Source organism: Acidovorax radicis N35, from assembly GCF_000204195.1.
Classification (GTDB): domain Bacteria; phylum Pseudomonadota; class Gammaproteobacteria; order Burkholderiales; family Burkholderiaceae_C; genus Acidovorax; species Acidovorax radicis.
Genome location: NZ_AFBG01000020.1, coordinates 451,114 through 470,606 on the forward strand (window position 1 = coordinate 451,114; position 19,493 = coordinate 470,606).

The 19,493-nt window shown below is 60.7% G+C and carries 16 protein-coding genes; 5 read left to right on the forward strand and 11 right to left on the reverse strand.

The features are described 5' to 3' along the window. Positions 1-34: 34 nt before the first annotated feature. On the forward strand, positions 35-1,474 hold the full coding sequence (locus ARADN35_RS0115885; protein ID WP_010463887.1) for a coniferyl aldehyde dehydrogenase: 1,440 nt from the start codon (positions 35-37) through the stop codon (positions 1,472-1,474). Here the strand turns inward: ARADN35_RS0115885 and ARADN35_RS0115890 are convergent. Next, entirely contained in the window at positions 1,446-3,320 is a 1,875-nt protein-coding gene (locus ARADN35_RS0115890) for an ATP-binding response regulator (RefSeq protein WP_010463889.1), read from the reverse strand. The genes ARADN35_RS0115885 and ARADN35_RS0115890 overlap by 29 nt on opposite strands. Continuing rightward, positions 3,307-3,942: a response regulator gene (locus ARADN35_RS0115895; protein WP_010463891.1), complete on the reverse strand. Its 636-nt coding sequence runs from the start codon at positions 3,940-3,942 to the stop codon at positions 3,307-3,309. Before ARADN35_RS0115895 ends, ARADN35_RS0115890 begins: the two co-directional genes overlap by 14 nt. Before the next feature lie 164 nt (positions 3,943-4,106). Between ARADN35_RS0115895 and ARADN35_RS0115900 the strand changes: the two genes are divergently transcribed. The 3 genes from ARADN35_RS0115900 to ARADN35_RS0115910 all read left to right on the forward strand — a co-directional run bounded on the left by ARADN35_RS0115900 (position 4,107) and on the right by ARADN35_RS0115910 (position 6,635). Further along, complete coding sequence (locus ARADN35_RS0115900) at positions 4,107-4,709, forward strand: hypothetical protein (RefSeq protein ID WP_010463892.1); 603 nt, start codon at positions 4,107-4,109, stop codon at positions 4,707-4,709. Between the two features lie 210 nt (positions 4,710-4,919). Continuing rightward, positions 4,920-5,441 (forward strand): GNAT family N-acetyltransferase, encoded by a 522-nt coding sequence (locus tag ARADN35_RS0115905; protein WP_029414078.1) that lies wholly within the window; start codon positions 4,920-4,922, stop codon positions 5,439-5,441. Between the two features lie 18 nt (positions 5,442-5,459). Next, positions 5,460-6,635 carry a methyltransferase gene (locus ARADN35_RS0115910; protein ID WP_010463894.1) on the forward strand — a complete coding sequence of 392 codons (1,176 nt, stop codon included), beginning with the start codon at positions 5,460-5,462 and terminating at the stop codon, positions 6,633-6,635. Between the two features lie 38 nt (positions 6,636-6,673). Here the strand turns inward: ARADN35_RS0115910 and ARADN35_RS0115915 are convergent, their stop codons facing one another. Continuing rightward, the gene (locus ARADN35_RS0115915) at positions 6,674-7,210 is read right to left on the reverse strand and encodes a hypothetical protein (RefSeq protein ID WP_010463896.1); all 537 of its coding nucleotides are present in this window, start codon (positions 7,208-7,210) and stop codon (positions 6,674-6,676) included. A 244-nt stretch (positions 7,211-7,454) separates the two neighbouring features. Between ARADN35_RS0115915 and ARADN35_RS0115920 the strand changes: the two genes are divergently transcribed. Next, on the forward strand, positions 7,455-8,426 hold the full coding sequence (locus tag ARADN35_RS0115920) for a tRNA dihydrouridine synthase (RefSeq protein WP_010463898.1): 972 nt from the start codon (positions 7,455-7,457) through the stop codon (positions 8,424-8,426). Here the strand turns inward: ARADN35_RS0115920 and ARADN35_RS0115925 are convergent. The 8 genes from ARADN35_RS0115925 to pilV form a co-directional block, all read right to left on the reverse strand. Continuing rightward, positions 8,423-10,345 carry a phospholipase D family protein gene (locus ARADN35_RS0115925; RefSeq protein WP_010463900.1) on the reverse strand — a complete coding sequence of 641 codons (1,923 nt, stop codon included), beginning with the start codon at positions 10,343-10,345 and terminating at the stop codon, positions 8,423-8,425. The two genes, ARADN35_RS0115920 and ARADN35_RS0115925, sit on opposite strands and share 4 nt — an antisense overlap. Before the next feature lie 121 nt (positions 10,346-10,466). Beyond that, entirely contained in the window at positions 10,467-11,669 is a 1,203-nt protein-coding gene (locus tag ARADN35_RS0115930; protein WP_010463902.1) for an ammonium transporter, read from the reverse strand. 572 nt (positions 11,670-12,241) lie between these two features. Continuing rightward, positions 12,242-13,351 carry a bifunctional diaminohydroxyphosphoribosylaminopyrimidine deaminase/5-amino-6-(5-phosphoribosylamino)uracil reductase RibD gene (ribD, locus tag ARADN35_RS0115935; protein ID WP_029414079.1) on the reverse strand — a complete coding sequence of 370 codons (1,110 nt, stop codon included), beginning with the start codon at positions 13,349-13,351 and terminating at the stop codon, positions 12,242-12,244. Positions 13,352-13,391: 40 nt separating this feature from the next. Continuing rightward, the gene (locus tag ARADN35_RS26995; RefSeq protein WP_010463906.1) at positions 13,392-13,814 is read right to left on the reverse strand and encodes a type IV pilin protein; all 423 of its coding nucleotides are present in this window, start codon (positions 13,812-13,814) and stop codon (positions 13,392-13,394) included. An 18-nt stretch (positions 13,815-13,832) separates the two neighbouring features. Continuing rightward, on the reverse strand, positions 13,833-17,180 hold the full coding sequence (locus ARADN35_RS27405; protein ID WP_035198286.1) for a pilus assembly protein: 3,348 nt from the start codon (positions 17,178-17,180) through the stop codon (positions 13,833-13,835). A 43-nt stretch (positions 17,181-17,223) separates the two neighbouring features. Further along, the gene (locus ARADN35_RS27000; protein ID WP_050812529.1) at positions 17,224-17,946 is read right to left on the reverse strand and encodes a pilus assembly PilX family protein; all 723 of its coding nucleotides are present in this window, start codon (positions 17,944-17,946) and stop codon (positions 17,224-17,226) included. 12 nt (positions 17,947-17,958) lie between these two features. Beyond that, positions 17,959-18,816 (reverse strand): PilW family protein, encoded by an 858-nt coding sequence (locus tag ARADN35_RS27005; RefSeq protein WP_081474650.1) that lies wholly within the window; start codon positions 18,814-18,816, stop codon positions 17,959-17,961. 9 nt (positions 18,817-18,825) lie between these two features. Next, positions 18,826-19,476 carry a type IV pilus modification protein PilV gene (gene pilV, locus ARADN35_RS27410; protein ID WP_010463914.1) on the reverse strand — a complete coding sequence of 217 codons (651 nt, stop codon included), beginning with the start codon at positions 19,474-19,476 and terminating at the stop codon, positions 18,826-18,828. Positions 19,477-19,493: the final 17 nt, after the last annotated feature.

The window sequence follows — 19,493 nt, forward strand, 5'->3', positions numbered from 1 at the left end:
ACGCGCCTGTCGGGGTGTCTTCTATGATCCGACCATGACACCAGCCGATATCCACGCCCATTTCGATCTTCAACGCCAGGCCAGCCGCGCGCATGTGGATGTGCCGCTGCTCGTGCGCCGTGAGCGGCTGCTGCGCCTTCGCAAGATGCTCGACGAGAATGGCCCCGTGCTGGCAGCGGCCGTGCAGGCCGACTTTGGCATGCGTTCGCCACGCCTGACCGAGGTGGCCGACTTCTTTGTGCTGCGCACCCTGCTGTCGCACACGCTGCGCCATCTGGCGAAGTGGATGAAGCCCCGCAAGGTCCATACGCCGATCTACCTGCAGCCGGCCCATGCCTTCATCCAACGCCAGCCGCTGGGCGTGGTGGGGGTGATTGCCCCGTGGAACTACCCGGTGCAACTGGCCCTGGCGCCCGCCATCACGGCATTGGCAGCGGGCAACCGCGTGATGCTCAAGCCCAGCGAGCTGACGCCCCACACTTCGGCCCAACTGGCGTTGCTGGTGGCGCAGTTCTTTGCCCCCGACGAGTTCTGCGTGGTGCAGGGCGACGCCAACCTGTCGGCCCTGTTTGCCTCGTTGCCGTTCGACCATCTGGTGTTTACCGGCTCCACCGCCGTGGGCCGCAAGGTGGCGCAGGCAGCGGCGCAGAACCTGACACCCACCACGCTGGAGCTCGGCGGAAAGTCCCCTTGCATCATCGATGGCCACTGCGACATGGCGGATGCGGCGCTCAAGATTGCGCACGGCAAGCTGCTCAACGCGGGGCAAACCTGTATTGCCCCCGACTATGTGCTGCTGCCGCGCGGCCGCGAGGGCGAGTTTGCACAGGCCTACCGGGCTGCGGTGGCGCGCCTGTTCCCCACCATCGAGGGCAATGCCGACTACGCCTCCATCATCACCCCGCGCCACCATGCGCGCCTGCGCACCATGCTGCAGCAGGCACAAACGCAGGGTGCGGAGGTGCAGACCATCGACCCCACCGCTGGCAAGCCGGTGGTCCACACCGTAGGCACGCTGGGCGACGGCGCCAGCCGCCAGATGGCGCCCACGCTGGTGTTTGGCGCCACGTCGCAGATGCAGCTCATGCAGGAGGAGATCTTTGGCCCCATCCTGCCGGTGATCTCGTACGAACGGCTCGACGATGCCATTGCCCACATCAACACCGGGCCACGCCCGCTGGCGCTGTACTGGTTTGGCCAGAGCGAGGCGGTGCAGGCCGATGTGCTCCGGCGCACAGTGAGCGGCGGTGTGACGGTGAACGACACGCTGATGCACATCGCGCATGACAACCTGCCGTTTGGCGGCGTGGGTGACAGTGGCTGGGGCGCTTATCACGGTGAACAGGGCTTTCTGCGCTTTTGCCACCAGAAGTCGGTGCTGGTGCAGTCGCGCTGGGCCATGGGCTCGCTGTTCTACCCGCCGTACGGCGCGAAGTTCGACCAGGTCATGGGGTTGCTGCGGCGCTGGCTGTAGCTGTCCGTTCGTCGTCTTCCTGGGGGGGGGCGCTTGCTGGCGCAGGCTGCGGCTGTGTGATGAGCTGCACCATGGCGTCGCGCAGTTGCCCGGTGGACACGGGCTTGTGCAGCAGCAGCGCAGAGGTGGATTGCGCATCGCGCAGGCGCTGGGGTGATGTGTCGCCCGTCATGATGATCGCTGGAACCGGCGTGCCCAGGTAGGCGCGCAGGGCCTGCAGCACCTGCTTGCCGGTCTCTTCGTGGCGCAGGCGGAAGTCCGTGATGATGAGGTCGGGTGTGATGTCTTCCAGGCATTCGAGCGCATCGGCGCTCGACTCTGCGGTGATGCACTGACAGCCCCAGCTGTGCAGCAGCGATTGCATGCCGATGCGGACGGCTTCGTCGTCATCGATGGCCAGCACCTTCAGGCCCACGAGGTTGCCGGTGTCGGGCGCGGGTGCGGTGTCGTCTTCCAGGGCGCCCTGCCAGCGGTCAAGCCACAGCCGGAACACCGAACCCCGACCCGGCTGTGACAGCACCTCCACCGAGGTGCCCATCTCCCGCGCCAGCCGCTGCACGATGGCCAGGCCCAGTCCCAGGCCCTTGCGGCGGTCGCGTTCGGGGTTTCCAAGCTGGTGGAACTCCTTGAAGATGTTCTCCCACTGGCTGCGCGGGATGCCTGGCCCCGTGTCCCAGACCTCCAGCGCCAGGCGCTTGCCGCGCGTGCGGCAGGCAATCAGCACGCCGCCCCGGGCGGTGTAGCGCAACGCGTTGGAGATGAAGTTGTGCATGACCAGCCCGACCAGCGAGCGGTCGGCAAAGGCGGCAGCCGACGTCTCCCGCGTGCGGTACACGAGGCCCGCCGTGTCGGCCTGCACGCCGAACTCCTGCTCCAGCGCCGTCAGCAGTGGCTGCACGGCAAAGGCATCGGGCCGCACTTTCACCACACCGGCTTCCAGCCGCGAGTAGTCGAGCAGGGTGGTCAGCATCTCGGCCGCTGCGCCCGAAGCCGCGTGGGCGTGCCCCAGCACGGTGAGCTGATGGTCGTTGAGCGGGCTGCGCTGCAGCGATTCCAGGAACAGGCCCATGGCATGCAAGGGCTGGCGCAGGTCGTGGCTGGCGGCAGCCAGGAAACGGGATTTGTCGCGGTCGGCCTTCTCGGCGGCCTCCTGGGCCGCCAGTGCGCGTTGCGATTCGGCGCGCAGCTGGGTCACGAGCCGGTCGTTCTCCAGCTTGAGCGCAATGCTGCGCCGGGTGGCCCGGTCGGCGGTGCGCGCCTGCATGCCCGTAAGTGCGTAATAGACACCGGTGAGAAACAGCGCGGGCCACATCACCGGCCCACCGGCCAGCGCCACCGCCATCATCACGCCGCCGATGGCGCAGGTGAGGTAGGTGACATAGGCGCGGTACAGCGGGGCGCCCAGCCCGAGCGCGCCGGACGACACCGTGCTGATGATGCCGATGGCGTAGATGACACTTTCCGCCGTGCCCCAGTAGAGCACCACATACCCCAGGCTGCCCCAGCTCAGTCCCATGGCCGCCATGCAGGCGATCAGCTTGCGCGCCGCCTGTGGTGCCGGATCGGTGAAAGGCGCAATGCTGTGCAGGGTGAGATACACCCCGGCCACCACCAGCGTGTGCGACACCAGCCACACCGTGATGGTCTGTGTGTCGGCCACACGCGCCATGACCCACAGCGTGCCGAGCGCGGTGGCCAGCGATGCGAGCAGCGTCATCGGGAAGTTGTGCCGCAGCAGTGCTACCTGCTCGCGCAGCACCTCATCGCGTTCCCAGACCGGCCATCCCCAGCGCGTGGGGGGCTGGATGGCGTCCGACGGCGCCGGCAGGGCCTCAGAGGGAGTCATGCAGCTGGGGAGTGGACAGGCCCAGGCGCTGGGCCGCCAGCAAGGCAGCGCTGCGGCTGTTGACGCCCAACTGCGCAAAGATGGCCGCCACATGCACGCGGACGGTGTTTTCGCTCAGGCCCAGGTCGCGTGCGATGACCTTGTTGGGCTTGCCGGTGCACAGCAGCGACAACACGTCGAGCTGGCGCGCGGTCAGCGACGGCGTGTCGGGGCCGCGCGTGGTGGCGCTGTTGCCGCTGTTGATCGGAAAACACGGCTGCCCCGACAGGGCGCAGGAGATGGCCTCCAAGATGTCTTCGGCGCTGGCGGATTTGGGCAGAAAACCATCGGCGCCACGGGCTCGCGCTTCATGGATCGCATCGGGCGCCACGCTGGCCGAGACCAGCACGATGCGCGCCTTGGGGCAGGCCTGGCGCAGCAGGCGCAGGCCGTCCAGGCCGCTCATGCCGGGCAATTGGATGTCCAGCAGCACCAGATCGGCATCCGCCAGCTGCAGCGCGCAGGCTTCGGCAATGGAGCCTGCCTCGGCAATCGTGCCCACGCGGGGGTGGTCCTGCACGATCAGGCGCAGCCCGGTGCGAAACAGGTTGTGGTCATCCACAAGCAAAAGGCGGGCAGTCATACAGCAAGTATTGCGCACAACGCGCTGTTGCGGACTAGTCCATTTGTGCGATGGACGCTCCGTTGTGCACTTTCTAGACTTTCCGTCAAGCATTGAAAAGCACCTGAGGGGGTGCACACCCACCATCCATCAATGCGCAACCTTCGTTTTTCAAAGGGTTTCTCATGACTGCCAATGCACTTCACCCAGGTTCCGCCGCTTCCGATGTGTCCCGCCACCACAGCGAACGGCGACCGGGGGGCATCGCTTCGCCGCAGGGCAGCGCGGGGCTGGGGGGCAACACGCTGGCCCAGATCGTGGAAGAAAACTGCCCAGGCATGCTGGCATCGGCCGGGGTGGTGATCGAGCACTTGGACGCGCAGGCGGGCACCTGGCAGTTCTCTGCGGACGAGGGGAAAACCTGGCGTGCCATTCGCACCGACCTCATCAACCGCGCTGGCAATCTGGGGCTGGCGCTGGACTGTGATGCGCGGCTGCGGGTTCTGCCTTTTGGGGGCCACCGCGTGAACGGCGCGCGGGTGGCCTTCCATACCGTGGAGCGCCGCCATGGGCAGGGCAATGGTAGTTACCGTGCCTATGCCAGCGACGAGCGCGAGGAGGGGTGTTCGCGCACCGTCACGCTGGTGCTGGGGCTCTCGGCCATCAACGGTGCGCCGCCGATCGTGCATGTACCGCGCCCCCGCAACAAACGCGCGCTGGTGCAGCGTGCGGCGGCGGCAGCCGGTGCGGCGGGGGCTTCGCTCTCGGGCTCCATGGCGCTGGCCTGAGGCTCTGCGCGGCGCCCGCAGCCAGGTTTTGCAGTGCGGCGCGACCCGCAGCGCCAGCCGCTGATACCCGGCGCTGAAATGCTATGTACACAGGCATTTGAGGGGGCTCCACCGGGGGCTTGAGAGGGGGCCGGACAGGGGGAAAAACCGTTTGCGGCGACAATGCCGGTCCTTTCGTTTTTTCATTCCCCGTTTTCGTTCGGTTTTTTCATGTCCAGTATCCAGGTTCGTCCCGCCACGCTTCGCGATGCCAAAGCCATTGCCCAGATCCATACCGTCTCAGCCCAAGAGGTCTACAAAGGGCTGGTGCCAGACGAGCAGTTGAAATCCATGTCGGTCGAAAAGCGCCAGGCCTACTGGCGCGAGGCCATTGAATATTGCGAGCCGCAGGTCCAGGTGGCCGTGGACGGCGAGAAGATCGTCGGTTTTGTCGGCTACGACCGCTCGCGCGATGAAAAATCCCGCCCCACCACCGGTGAAATCTGGGCCATCTACGCCGCGCCCACCCACTGGAACCAGGGCGTAGGCCTGGCCCTGTGGGATGCCGCCCGCGATGGGCTGCAAGAAGAAGGTTGCACCAACGTTACGGCGTGGGTGCCCCTGCGCAACGAGCGCGCCATCCGGTTCCACGAACTGGCGGGCTTCAAGCAGGAGCTCTCCACAGCCAAGACGGCTGTGGTGGGGGGCGTCAAGATTGAAGAAGTGCGCCTGAAGCGCCCGATTAATGCATAAGAACGCACAAGGCACTCAATGATCGAATGGAGCCGCCAGGGCCAGATTCAACAAGCCCAGTGGCGCTCCGAGAGCGGAGCCCCGGCCCCGCGCCGGGTCGTCACCGCCGACGATACCTTGGCCGCCGACACGGCCTACCGCATGGCCTGTGAAGGCACCGGCCTGCTGTGGCAGGGCGACTTTCAGAACGCCCGCATGTTGCTGCAGGCGCTGATGCGCCGGGCCGATGCCAAGTCCGGCAAGGGGGGCAAGTCGGCCAGGCCGCGCAAGTCTGCCGCCAAGGCAGCCGAGAAAGCTGCTGCCGCCACACCTGCTGAAGCCTTTCACTTGCACCGCCAGGCGCAGGCGCAGCGCGCGCGGGTGCTGGCGTCGGTGCTCATCCCGCTCGAAGGGGACTACACCATTGACCTGCGCCGTGCACCCGATTGGCGCCAGGCGTGTACCGAGGCCTGGGGACCGGCCACGGGTGAGCGTTCGGTGGCCACGCTGCGCGAGTTGCTGGGCCTGGTGGGTGCGCACGAGTGGCGCAAAAAGGGTGTGGAAGTGCCCGCCTTGGGCGCGCCCCCGCTCAACCGCATCCACCCGCACTACGGCGTGTTCTCGCCCGTGCGCGGCGAATATGTGGGCCTGGTGGCCGACACTGCGTTGCCCACCAAGGCATTGGCCTTTGACATTGGCGTGGGCACCGGGGTGCTGTCTGCCGTGCTGGCACGCCGTGGCGTGCAGCGCGTGGTGGCCACCGACCAGGACCCGCGCGCCCTGGCCTGCGCCCGCGAGAACCTGCAACAACTGGGGGTCATGCCCCGGGTCGAGCTGTTGCAGGCCGACTTGTTTCCGCCGGGCCGCGCGCCCCTGGTGGTGTGCAACCCGCCCTGGCTGCCTGCACGCGCCAGCTCGCCCATCGAACACGCGGTGTACGACGAAGGCAGCCGCATGCTCAAGGGCTTTCTGGCGGGTTTGGCGGACCATCTGGAGCCTGGAGGCGAGGGCTGGCTGATCCTGTCGGACCTGGCCGAACACCTGGGCTTGCGCCCACGCGCGCAGTTGCTCGAGTGGATCGCCGGTGCGGGGCTGGTGGTGCGTGGCCGGCACGATGTGAAACCGCACCACGGCAAGGCGGCCGATGCGGGTGATGCCTTGCACGCCGCCCGCGCGGCAGAGGTCACGTCGCTGTGGCGGCTGGCTGCGGCCTGATGGCTGGCTTGGCGGCGTAGCTGCCTAACCCCTGCCCCTCAAGCCAGGGCTGAAGGCTGCGTGGATTCGTACCGTTCTGGGGGCAGGAGCTGCTCGAACCTTTCGCGCAGGCTGGCAGCGCGTTCGGCCCCTGCGGCCAGCGCCACTTCGTCAAACATGGCTTCGCCCACGTCCAGCATGCTCGTGCGGTCCTTGGCGGCGCGCAGCGCCTCGCGAAACTGCTGCGCCAGCACGGGATCGCGGCGCACAAACAGCCGTTCGCAGGTGTCGAACAGGTACATGCGGGCGCCGGCCAGCGAGCGCAGGGCGTCGCCAGGCTCGGGGCGCTGGATCGACGGCACGTCTTGGGGCATGCGGGGCGCAGCGGAGGGCGGCGGCAGTTCGGCCGGGCCGGCCAAGTAGCCCTGGCGCATGAGGTTGTCGACAATCTGTGCGCCGATGCCGTTGTACATCGCCTGCAGGTCGGACAGCGATTTGCCATCCACCAGGAGCAACAGCGAACGCTCGCGCAGGCTCAGGGTGCGGACGCCGGGCAAGAGTTCCAGGCGGGCTTTTTCGGTTTTTTGTAGCAGCATGGGGGTCTCCATTCACGGGTGAATGGCGGCGATTGCAGCAAGCCGCCATGACGCTGTGATGACCCCGCTGCCGCACAATGGCGGGCTGCCCCCGCTCGCACCTTGCTGCGGAAAGTGTGCTTGCTACTTATTTGATAGCTATTGGCGCTTGCTTATCAAGCGCTAGAGCCCTGTTTGATTCATATTTTGGCTGTGTGCTGGCCGTGCCCCGTGCTGGGGTGCAGGTGCGGCGGCCTATCTCGCGATGACCTTGCTGCTTGCCCCGATGGAGGGGCTCCTGGATTTTGTGCTGCGTGATGTGCTGACCCGCGTGGGCGGGGTGGACCGTTGCGTCTCGGAGTTCATCCGCATCACCGGCACGCTGTTGCCCGACAAGGTGTTTCTGCGCTATGTGCCTGAGTTGCACAACGGCAGCCGCACGCTGGCCGGCGTGCCGGTGCGTGCGCAGCTGCTGGGCTCCGATCCCGTCTGCATGGCTGAGAACGCGGCGTGCCTGGCAGCCCTGGGGCCCGAGGGGATCGACCTGAACTTTGGCTGCCCGGCCAAGGTGGTCAACCGCCACGGTGGTGGCGCGGCGCTGCTGCAGGAGCCCGAACGCATCGCCTCCGTGGTGGCCGCCGTGCGCCGCGCGGTGCCCCTGCACCTGCCCGTGTCCGCCAAGATGCGCCTGGGCTTCAACGACACCGGGCTGATGCGCGAATGCGCGCAGGCGATGCAGGCGGGCGGCGCCGCCGAGCTGGTGGTGCATGCCCGCACCAAGGCCGACGGCTACCGGCCCCCCGCGTATTGGGAGCACATCCCCGCCATCCGCGCGGCGGTCCGCATCCCTGTGGTGGCCAATGGCGAGATCTGGACCGTGGCCGACGCGCAGCGTTGCCGCGACGTCTCTGGCTGCGATGCGCTGATGCTCGGGCGCGGCATGGTGGCCGACCCCGGCCTGGCCCGTGCCATCCGCGCGTCGGATGCGGGGCAGCCGGGCGCGGACACGGTGGCCTGGGCCGACCTGCTGCCGCACCTGGCGGCCTTCTGGCAACTGGTGTGTGACGACCTGGAGCCGCGCCAGCGCGCGGGGCGGCTCAAACAATGGCTCAACCTGCTGCGCAGGCGCTTCCCGGAGGCCGAGGTGGCCTATCAGCATGTGCGCACCATGACGGACCAGCGGGCGATCACCGCATGGGTGGCGGCGCTGCGCTGCGCTGCTGTCAACGCAGACTAGAGCAGGTGGTCGGGCGCCAGCGGGCCCAGCAGTTGCAGCATCAGCCGCAGCGGGGCGCTGGCATCGGGTTCGGTGGTGGCATCCGGCAGGCCACTGCCCTCGGGGGCGTGCCATACCAGCTGGCCACCGTCGCGCAACTGCACCTGCCAGGCGGCTTCGCGCAGCGCGGTTTCGATCTGCGTGGTGGCGCGGCGTGACAGGTTGCTGCTGCGGATCAGCAGCGCGATCTCTGTGTTCTGGCGCTGCGAGCGGATGTCCAGGTTCATCGAGCCCACCACCAACAGGCGGCCATCCATGATCAGGAGCTTGGAGTGCAGCATGGCGCGCGAGCTGCCCACGGAGCCAGCAGCACCGTTGCTGTCACGCCCCCCCGTGCTGCCCGTGGAGCCGAGTGCCCCGCGCAGAACACCCGTGAGCTCGCTGCGCATCTCGTACAGCTCGACGCCCATGGCCAGCAGATCGGGTCGGTGGCGCGCATAGCCTGCGTGGGCAATGGGCGCATCGTTGGAGGCCAGTGAGTTGGTGAGCACCCGCACCCGGACGCCCCGCGCGCGCGCGGCCGCAAAGGCTTGCTTCATGTCGGGACCCGGCACGAAGTAGGGCGAAATGATGAGCAGATCGCGCCGCGCCTGGCCCATGAGGTGCAGCAGGCCATCCACCACGGTATCGGTCTGGGCGTCGAGGGTGTTGCTGTCGGGTGGCAGCGCGGCCGTGGCACCAGGTGCGGCGCCGTTTGCCGAGGCGGGCGCCGGGGGCTGGGGAGACACGGGCCCCACGGAAGCGGGCGGAGCTGGGTTTGTTGGCGCCGTCGCAGGCGCGTGTGCCGCGCCGCGCGACACGACGGCCAAGGGGGTGGCCCGGGACGGGGACTTTTCAGGCAGCGTGGCCGAGGAGGTGCCATCGGGCGGGATCTTGGCAGGCTTGTCCACCAGCACCGCCGCTGGTGCCCAGGTGAACTGCGCTTGCGCCAGGTCCATGGGCTGGTAGTCCCAGATGCGCGCGCGCTGTGCGGCGGTGGTGCGCCGGCCGTCTTCCACGGGCTGGCTGTCGGGGGCCAGGGCGCCACCCTGGCCTGCGATGCGGTCCCGCTGTGTGGCGTCGGCGCTGCGCATGCGCTCGCGCAGGATGTCCAGCTCCTCCCGCGTCACCAGCGATTGCACAGGGTAGGCGCGCTCGTTGTTCCAGTAGCTGTCGAAACTGCGGGAAAGATCCTGCACCACAGGTCCTGCGGCCAGCACGTCCAGATCCACAAAGTTGCCAGAATCGGCATTGCCGAAGTAGGCATCCCCCAGGTTGCGTCCCCCGGTGACGCCCATGGCGTTGTCGGCGACGAAGAGTTTGTTGTGCATGCGCTGCTGCACGCGCGAAAAGTCGCCCAGCGCGCTGAACATGCGCCCCAGCGGCGAGCCACGCGCCCCTGTGAGCGGGTTGAACATGCGCATCTCGATGTTGGGCACAAAGGCCAGGCGCATTACCTGTGCATCACGGCCCACGCTGTGAAAATCGTCCAGCAACACCCGCACCCGCACGCCGCGCCGGGCCGCAGCCACCACGCTCAGCAAAAGCCGCTCGCTGCTTGCATCGGCGTGGATGGCGTAGTACTGCAGGTCCAGCGTTTTCTGCGCGGCATCCACCAGCGCCAGGCGGCTGCTGTAGGCCGCCTGCGGTCCGCTGAGCAGCAGGAACCCCGAGGGGTGGCGCCCGCCCACCGATGCCCGGCGCTCTTCTACCAGTTGGCCCAAGGCCGTGCCTGCGGGGGATTCCAATGCATTCGACACCGGCCTGTCCACGTTCTTGGGCAGGCCTGCGCAGCCGCTGATGGTCACCCCAAGGCAGAGGGCCAGGATTGCCAGCCAGCCGCGGCGCGCGGCGGTGCCCGGAAATGCAGGAGCGGCGAGGGCAGGGGGCAATGCAAGCATGGCGCGATTGTGACCGTGCGGCGGTGGCGGCGCTTGTCAGACGCGGCGCCAACACCATCGCCATCGTGGCCGGGCCAGGCCGGGTGTGCGCTTTCGGCGCTCCGGCTTCCCGGCGCTGCGTTTACCAGCTCACTTCGCGGTCTGGTGTGGCGCTGATCTTGTGGATCGACAGGTCGGCCCCGTCAAATTCCTCTTCCTGCGTGAGCCGCAGGCCCACCGTGCTCTTGAGGATGCCGTACACCACAAAGCCCCCCACCAGCGCCCAGGCCACGCCCAGGGTGGTGCCGATCAACTGGGCCGAGAGGCTCACACCACCCAGCCCGCCCAACGCCTTGCTGCCGAAAATGCCTGCAGCCAGTCCGCCCCACGTGCCACAAAGGCCATGCAGCGGCCACACGCCGAGCACATCATCGATCTTCCAGCGGTTCTGCGTGAGCGTGAACATCACCACAAAGATGGCCCCCGCCACGGCGCCTACCACCAGCGCGCCCAGCGGGTGCATCAGGTCAGAGCCCGCGCACACGGCCACCAGCCCGGCCAACGGGCCGTTGTGCACAAAGCCAGGATCGTTCTTGCCCAACACCAAGGCAGCCAGCGTGCCGCCCACCATGGCCATCAACGAATTGACGGCCACCAGGCCGGAGAGCTTGTCCACGGTCTGTGCGCTCATCACATTGAACCCAAACCAGCCCACCACCAGCACCCAGGCACCCAGCGCGAGGAAGGGGATGTTGGACGGCGGGTGTGCAGAGATCGCACCGTCCTTGCGGTAGCGGTTGGCGCGCGAGCCCAGCAGGATCACGGCGGGCAGGGCGATCCACCCGCCCATGGCATGCACGACGATGGAGCCCGCAAAGTCGTGGAACTCTTCGCCCGTCAGTCCCTTGATCCAGGCCTGCACTCCAAAGTGCTGGTTCCAGGCAATGCCTTCAAAGAACGGATACACAAACCCCACAATGACCGCCGTGGCTATCAACTGGGGCCAGAACTTGGCCCGCTCCGCGATCCCGCCCGACACAATCGCCGGAATGGCTGCCGCAAAGGTGAGCAAGAAGAAGAACTTGACCAGCGCATAACCGTTTTGCTGCGTCAACGATTCCGCACCCACGAAGAAGTGCGTTCCGTACGCCACGCTGTAGCCGACCACGAAATACACCACGGTGGACACCGAGAAATCCACCAGGATCTTGACCAGCGCATTCACCTGGTTTTTTTTGCGAACCGTGCCCAGTTCCAGAAAGGCAAACCCTGCATGCATGGCCAGCACCATGATGGCCCCCAGAAGAATGAACAGGGCATCTGTGCCCTGTTTGAGTGCTTCCATAACATCCTCGCGCGATTGGTTGATCTGTTCTGGTGCGTTTTAAACCTATTCACCAGATTTGCACCAAATTGAAGCAAAAACCGCGCCAGACGATGGTGCGTTGTTTTGCACCGTTTTGGTGTGGCGGGGCGAAATGTGGGGTGCATTGGCGCGAACTGGGTATGGGCTCGCCAAGTGCCTGGTGTGGGAGCGTGCAATCCGCGTGTGGTGGGACGCAGGACGCAGGGGCCTTGCTGCAAACTCCAGTTCTGAAACAAACAGAGCTCTAGCGCTTAGTGGGTAAAATTTTATTGCTATAAAAATAATAGCGATTGAGCGGGTTTTTTTTCTTTCTATCTCTGTCCCCCAGTGCGAAACCAACCCAAACTGCGTGGTGTGGAATTGCTCGGTCGCTGCATGGCCGCGCATGCTGAACCGGTGAAAGGAGATAGTGCAAGAGGGGGCGCAGGTTCTTTTTGAACGCGCCCAGTGAGGCTGTGACGCCAGACCATTGCCATCTTTTGACTAGCGCCAACCCCGACTCACCAGTCCATCCACAGGCGGTGATTGGTAGGTAGGGCTCTATCAGAACTCTAGAAGCTATCGCGCCCCTGCACGCGGGCCACAATGCGCAGATCCGCCCCCAGGGTGTCTACGGATTTGAATTCCAGCGCCAGGCCATCGGCCAAGGCTGTCAGTGGGCCAAAGTCTGCAATGCCACGCCCCGTACCCAAAAGCCGTGGTGCCAGGTACAGCAACAGCTCATCGACCAGACCTTCTCGGACCAGAGAGCCATTGAGCTTGTGCCCGGCCTCTACATGCAGCTCGTTGATGCCCCTTGTGCCAAGGTCCCGGAGCATTGCCGAAAGATCGACTTTGCCGTTCGCATTGGGCAAATGGATCACGGTTGCCCCACGGGCTTGCAAGGCCGCCTTCTTGGCTTCGTTTGCGGAGGCCGTGTAGACCAAGCAGTCACGCCCATCCATCAAAAGATTGGCATCCGTGGGCAGCTGCAGCTGGCTGTCCACCACCACCACATGGGGTTGGCGTGGCGTAGGCACTTCGCGGACGTCAAGCCGAGGGTTGTCATCCAACACGGTGCCGATACCCGTCAAGATAGCGCATGCCCTGGCCCTCCACGCATGTCCATCTGCCCGTGCCGCACGAGACGTAATCCACTGGCTGGCGCCATTGTTGAGGGCGGTGGTGCCGTCCAGAGAGCTTGCAACTTTCAGCCGAACCCAGGGCGTGCCCCGGATCATGCGGCTGAAAAAACCAATGTTGAGGTCTCGGGATTCTTCAGCCCCCGGGCCGACCACGACCTCCACGCCTGCTGCACGCAGCCGATCAAAACCATGCCCCGCCACCAGCGGATTGGGGTCGGCAATGGAGGCAACCACTTTGGCGATCCCCGCCTGAATCAGTGCATCGCAACAGGGGCCGGTTCGCCCGTGGTGGGAGCACGGCTCCAATGTCACATAGGCCGTTGCTCCTCTCGCATCAAGTCCCTTGTCGGCAACGTCGCGCAGGGCCATGACTTCTGCGTGAGGGCCGCCTGCGCGTTGCGTGAAGCCCTGGCCTATCACGTGACCATTCGGCGCTACAAGTACGCAACCAACGCGAGGGTTGGGGTTGGAAACAAAAAGCGCCTGGGTGGCGAGCCCAAGCGCTTTATCAAGATCCGGTTTCAGGGCAAATTTCATAGTCCCCGAATGGTAGCAATCATCTCGTCAGACAACTGGTCTATCGATTCCAGCAATCTTCAACCGTTCTTCCGCCAGACAGAGGTGTTGCATCGCGCACTCCAGCCTGGTTTAGGGAGTAGTTCCCACAAGGATCATTCAACTGGGGAGCGGCACGAGTGGCCGTAAGTGTGAATGTGCCCGCGATCCCCCCCACAGGTGAGACTAGGGATATTACGTACCCGCCGGAAGGAACTGCAGACAATGTTGGAGGAAAGGCCGCGGTTGCAGGATATTGCCCCGTAGCGGTAGAGGCTCGCTCTAACCATTGGGCCGCTTGAAGAAGTCCGGCTCGAGCTTCAGCCCTCCGGCCACGGGCCAAGTATTCCCTGTAGCTTGGGAGCGCGATAGCGGTAAGAATGCCAATAATTGCAACCACTATCATTACTTCAATAAGCGTAAATCCGTGACTATTTTTTTTCATATTGGTAATCCAGATGAATTACTGAACCTGCCGCCAGCTTGGTCGCAAAGGCTGTTCTGGCATTAGTCTCATTTGGTCATCCTTCGAAAGTGGTGGAGATCCTCCACCTCCAGCTTGACCTGCTTCACCTTTCACTAAAACTTTATTGGGCAAGTAGATATTAGTTTTCGAACCAGCAGTGGTGTTCATTCGCGCTGTCAAAACTCCAGAAATAGCATCACCCGAATTATAATAGCCATCCCCGTTTTTATCAAGCAACTGAACGCTGGGGGAGCGACCATCCATGATGTTCAAGAAGGTTCTGTACTGTTTTTCCGCTTGCGGGTTGGGGCTGCAAGTAGGCCCACCGATCAGGGCGCTAGAGGCGGGAACTTGTGAAAGAACTTCTAGATTATTGCTTCCGTCGTAAAAATAAGCAGGCTTCAGGAGGCGTTCTCCGGATACAGGTAAATCAAAATACCATCCTTTTTTCGCTGAAGGACCTGTGTAGGCGACAATGTTTTGCGACATTGATGAAAATGTATTACCGGCATATACGCCAGATCCGCTAGCCGAACTGACCACCGTTTGAGCCACTAAGGAAGTGCGGCCTGCGACAGAAGCTCCGGGAAATGCTGGGTCCACAGATATTACGCCACCGCTACTATTCTTGTATTTTGTGCTATCCAAAATGGAATAGAAGGTCTGTGAAGATACATCCGTTCGATCTGCCAGAGTGATACTGCGTCCCGTACCGAAGGCGACCATCATGCCGCCAGCGCCGCGGTCATTTACCTTCACTGTGGGTGGGGCAGTAATAGGCTGGATATTTCCGGTGCCATCCTTTGCGGAGTAAAGAGGAGAACCACTCAGTGCTACGCCCCAAGAGGTGGGTGCTGTGCTGGAAATGTCAAATTTCCACATGTTGCCTCGAAGATCGCCTGCATATACGATATCTGGTTTTCCGTCGCTATTAAGATCAACCATTCGAGGTGCAGAGAGTCCATTTTGCACAGCCTGTGCGCTTCCAACGGCGGCAGCACTGATTCTCTTGAGTTCCTTTGCTCCGTCAAGATATTGAATCAGCAGTACGGGGCGTTCGTTGGTGCTATTGTACCCATTGCCCAAAATGACGGCCCACCTATCATCATTCAACTTCACCATTTGGGTGGGAACGTATGGGTTAGATGGGTCAACAACTGGGGCGGCAAAAATGTGACCAATATCCGCCTCTTCTGCGGTGGGCAACAGTACATCAGCTGGATGGATTGTTTTGTCCATTTGTACCGTAACTGTGGCGCCAGCCGAATTGTTGGTGAAATCTGATGGAATTAATCCATCTGTTGTACCAGGCTTGGTGACGTCAAGAATAAAATAACCCTTGCCGCCGGCCGCAAGCGTCCCCACTAAAAGAGTACGCCAATCTGGAATGCCTGCAATAGGACCTGCGACGTTTGCATCGCCCGTAAATGGCGATCCGTCTACATAATAGCGATGAGAGTAACCTGGGTCGGATAGTTGAGTTAGCTCCTTAATAACTCCTTTTGGAATGTAGGCCAGCTTCTCTTCTCCGTCAAGTGCGGAAAATCCATGAAGCATACCATCGTTGCCACCCACATAAATCATGGGAATGCGTTTTCTATTAGTGCTGGAAAATGACTTGTATCCGGAGAAAGTAAAATTGCTAACTGGTGCTGGGGTATACCAAATACTCGAATTAACGATGTCACCTTGACGAGAACCTCTTACCCTGAAAGGCTCAGTCACGGTGGCACCTTCCTTGGTTCTGTCTCCTCGAATGAAATTCACGCGATTTTCGCCCAGGGACCCAGCATCGAGCATCAGCTTTTGTGTGGCGCTGAGCTTAGTGTTTGCGAGATCCCATTCAAACGTTACACCCGAATTTGTAACATCGTTGGTGGTATAAATTACCCGATTGGAAACAGTTGACAAAGCATCCAGCTTTTGGGCCGTGGTCACTCTGTCGGCTGGTGCCAATGCTCCTACATTAATACCCCATCCTGGATTTGCGGTTTCAGTGCCCGTGACTGCAGCAACTTTGTCTGATCTCACATAACCAGTCCATTTGGCGGCGTCATATCCAGCTTTGAATACACCAGCATCCGAGCGGGCCACGGTCGTTGCTGAACCAGCTGCGGTGGTGATGGGCTTGCTATTGTCTGCGATGATGACATTCAAGATGTCTTGAAACGCAGCTGTAAGAGCGGCAGCATTAGTAGCTGGATAAAATTTCCCACGGCTATTGATGGCCATATGCCAGATATCTTCCTGGCGTTGGGAGTCACCCAGTCCGACTTCTACTGTATTTCTCCAAGCTCTCGTCCCAACAATTGCCCTGGAAAAATCACCCCCGTACATTCCATCCGCAACACTAAACAAAGGATTAGTTCCAGTGCTTGGCCAATTGGCGGCTGCATTGAAGCCAATTGTATACGTCTGCATGTGTTGCCAGGTAGCAGGATTGTTCTTTGGATTCCAGTATTCAGAAACGGTTTGGGATGTAGCACCATCAAAAAAAGTCTCTGCACCCGCCTTTTTTATTTGTGGCGACAAATTATTTGTAATGCCAGGCTGCAAATCTTGGGACCAATAGTGAAACGCCATGTCAGATAACGTGGGTTTGCGTGGTGAGGTTCCAAAATCACCAAAGGCATCCTGATAAATACGGGTTTCGTCGGAAGTTGGTGAATATACTGTACCGTCCGGAAATGTCTTCGCTGTGCCGTCTACATTGCCAATGGCTGCAGCATTAATGAGGTTTTGAGTGGTGTTGTCGTAGTTGTTCCAGCCACCATCGGTCATCAAGATGTTGTAAGAACGCCTGCAAGTTTCCGGTGCTGCGTCCGCAGTGCCAGGTGTAGCATTCCACGGACTATTTGCACCGGTTGTTTTAAGATACTCTCCAGCGTTGTACATCATCTGGTGGGTAGGGGTACCTGCATCGGCTGCTAAGGTTGCAATCCAACGATAAAATTGGCCTCTGTGGCTGGGGTCTGTCGGCGTGACAGGGCCAGTCAATTCCCGCATGGTGTTGTTGGCAACTCCCCCTACGGCACAGTCTGCATGAATGCTGGGAATGGTATTGCATCGCCACATGGACTGATATGCGAGTCGAATGGCGCCGTCAGGCATAACGCCTGGCGCAAAGGCTGTCGTGAGTGCATTTCGCAACGCGAGCATACCGGCAGCACCCATACTGCCTGAGTTGTCTACACTAACAATAACATTAGGTGCTGGCAGGGTGCTTGCTGTGCCTGCGGGATATTGCGCAAGATTCAAAGATGCGCCAAAGGCGAAATTTGGAAATATGATACTGGTGATGAGGATACTCAGCACCGTTTTTTGAAGATGGGTAGGTGTTTTCATATATATGCTCCGGCATTTATAATTAATCAAAGATGAGATCTCATCAATCTTTCTTTTTTTGTCTTACAAATGTAGTTTGCAAAACCACTTGAGTTCCGGGTTTAAGTCCACGGGCTATTGCGGTGATGCGGTAAACAACTCTGGGAACAATGTTTAGAGCTAAATTTGTATTTGAACCAGTTGTAATAATGTCGGCGTTACCGGCTGATGGGTCATATCGCATAACCTCAATCCAGTACCATCCGCCCCGACCAGCGGTGGTATCATTTAGTATGGTATTACTTAGGACTCCCTTTTGGGCGCCTGTATATTGACCATAGCGCGCCCCACTGGGAAGCATGCTGGTAAGCGTAGCGCTGTCTGCCCAGAAATCCTGGTTGCCGGTCTGTTTTAAGCATATTCCATTAATACAGCCCGTAGACACAGTGCCCAACTGATAATATAGATCGGTAGTTTCCTTATCTTCGTTGGGAAACCAGACGGTATTGCTGGGGTCTGGAACACGGCAAATGGCGGGTACACCCGCGGTGGGAACACATGCAGTTCCGTCGGGCCGGGTTCCTCTCACATCGAACTCGGCATCTTGGATGAGGGCTTGCGCGGCTTCAAATGCACGCTGGTAGTCAGCGTCATTACCAACAATAAGCTCATTAAAAAGCGCGGAGCGAGATGCCCACAATGAAAGCAATGTGGAGAGAAGGACGATAACAATCACAACAAAAAGCGAAACGCCTCTTTGCTGCGGCATGAGTGAAATGGGTTTCATGGTTATATTGTTTTAAATTCGACCTTGTCCGCGCAACTGATACGTATTGCGGAAAACCATATGCGTTCGGTTTCCGTAGGAGGCGAGATTCCCGGCGCAGTTAGTATATTGGGCATCCAAGGCAGCAGCGCCTTTCGTATCAATACGCTCGTCCCCCATCAGGTCGAGGCACACCTCAACGCCGAAAACTCTAGTCCAATCAGTAGCTGCAGTCGCGGCATTCGCTCGCCGAATCGTCGGTGTACCCAAGAATGCACTTTCTTGAATAAGATACGTCACCTGAAAATTCGATACATTTTTAATAATAGGCTGGGCTGGGCCTGAGGAACCCTGGCACATGAGGTCTGCACCACTAAGGGTAAAGCTGCTGCTAATATTTCCATTCCCCGCCACGAGGGGGGCCTTTTGGCGCAAGCAGTCTCTGTTTAATTGAGGGTCCGTGGCATCTTGAAAACTTGGCTCATTAAAAGCTTGCGCCCCCAGTGTCAGGGTAGTGGGCGTGTCCAGGCCATTTACTGTGTTATTGAGTGAGTCAAAAATGGTTTCAAATGCAACTATGTCCTCTGCATCGATGGCGGCGCCCTCTGGTTTATTCGATGCCAAATCCAATCGAATCGAACCAGCCTGTCTGAGCTGTTGTCCAATAATTCGGAATGCATAACTTGCTTGCTCTTGCAATCCCGTTGTGTCGCTGACAGCAGTGGACACGCCTCGGGACACCATAAGCGCACCAATGGCAACTGCAATGGTTAGCAAACCAATAGCGATCCCCACCATCAATTCAATTAATGTGGCGCCAGTTTGCTGAGAGTATCTTCTGTGTAGCATATTTATTTGCCGAAATGTCGCTTGTTTACCGTGTGTCGACATTTGAAAATCCTAAGGAAGCTCAGAGCGTGCATATGGGCACCATGTCATTAACGCAACTGGTCCCCCAGAGATATCTTGCTGACACCGACCGACCACTTGAATGTATTGCAGATGGCATATTTTATTGACTGGGCAGCTAACTGCCGAAATCGGACCAGAAATTGCTCCACTATTGGATGTAATAAAAGGTGTAATAAAGCTGCCAGTTGTTTCTTTCTCTTTTTGCTGCCAACTAACCAGAATTCCGAGTTGTTTTCGATTGTTTGGATCGGTTTCGTCATCGGCGACAAAAACCACCGCATCACCTGCTGGTAAGGTGTTTATTACTTGCTGTTTCCAATTTGCGATATCGTGTTGTGCCAATTGCGCAGGCGTGCAGGCTGCTGTACAGGCGGGTGGAGTCGCCATGGGGCCGGGCGTAGAAACTTGGTAGGTGGCAAGAACGGTGGCGGCTAAAGGGTTTGGATTGACTTTTATCTTTTCGCTAAGATTCTCAATTAATCGAATGGCTTGTGCCCTGCGCACCCCATTTTGCGTATCTGCTAAAGTTCGCATTTGCACGCCAAGAATGCCGAGAATTCCAAGTGCCATAATCACAATGGACACAAGAGATTCCATCAGGCTAAAGCCTTGTTGTTTGAGAATTTGTTTGTTTTTCATTGGGTAAAGTATTTGGT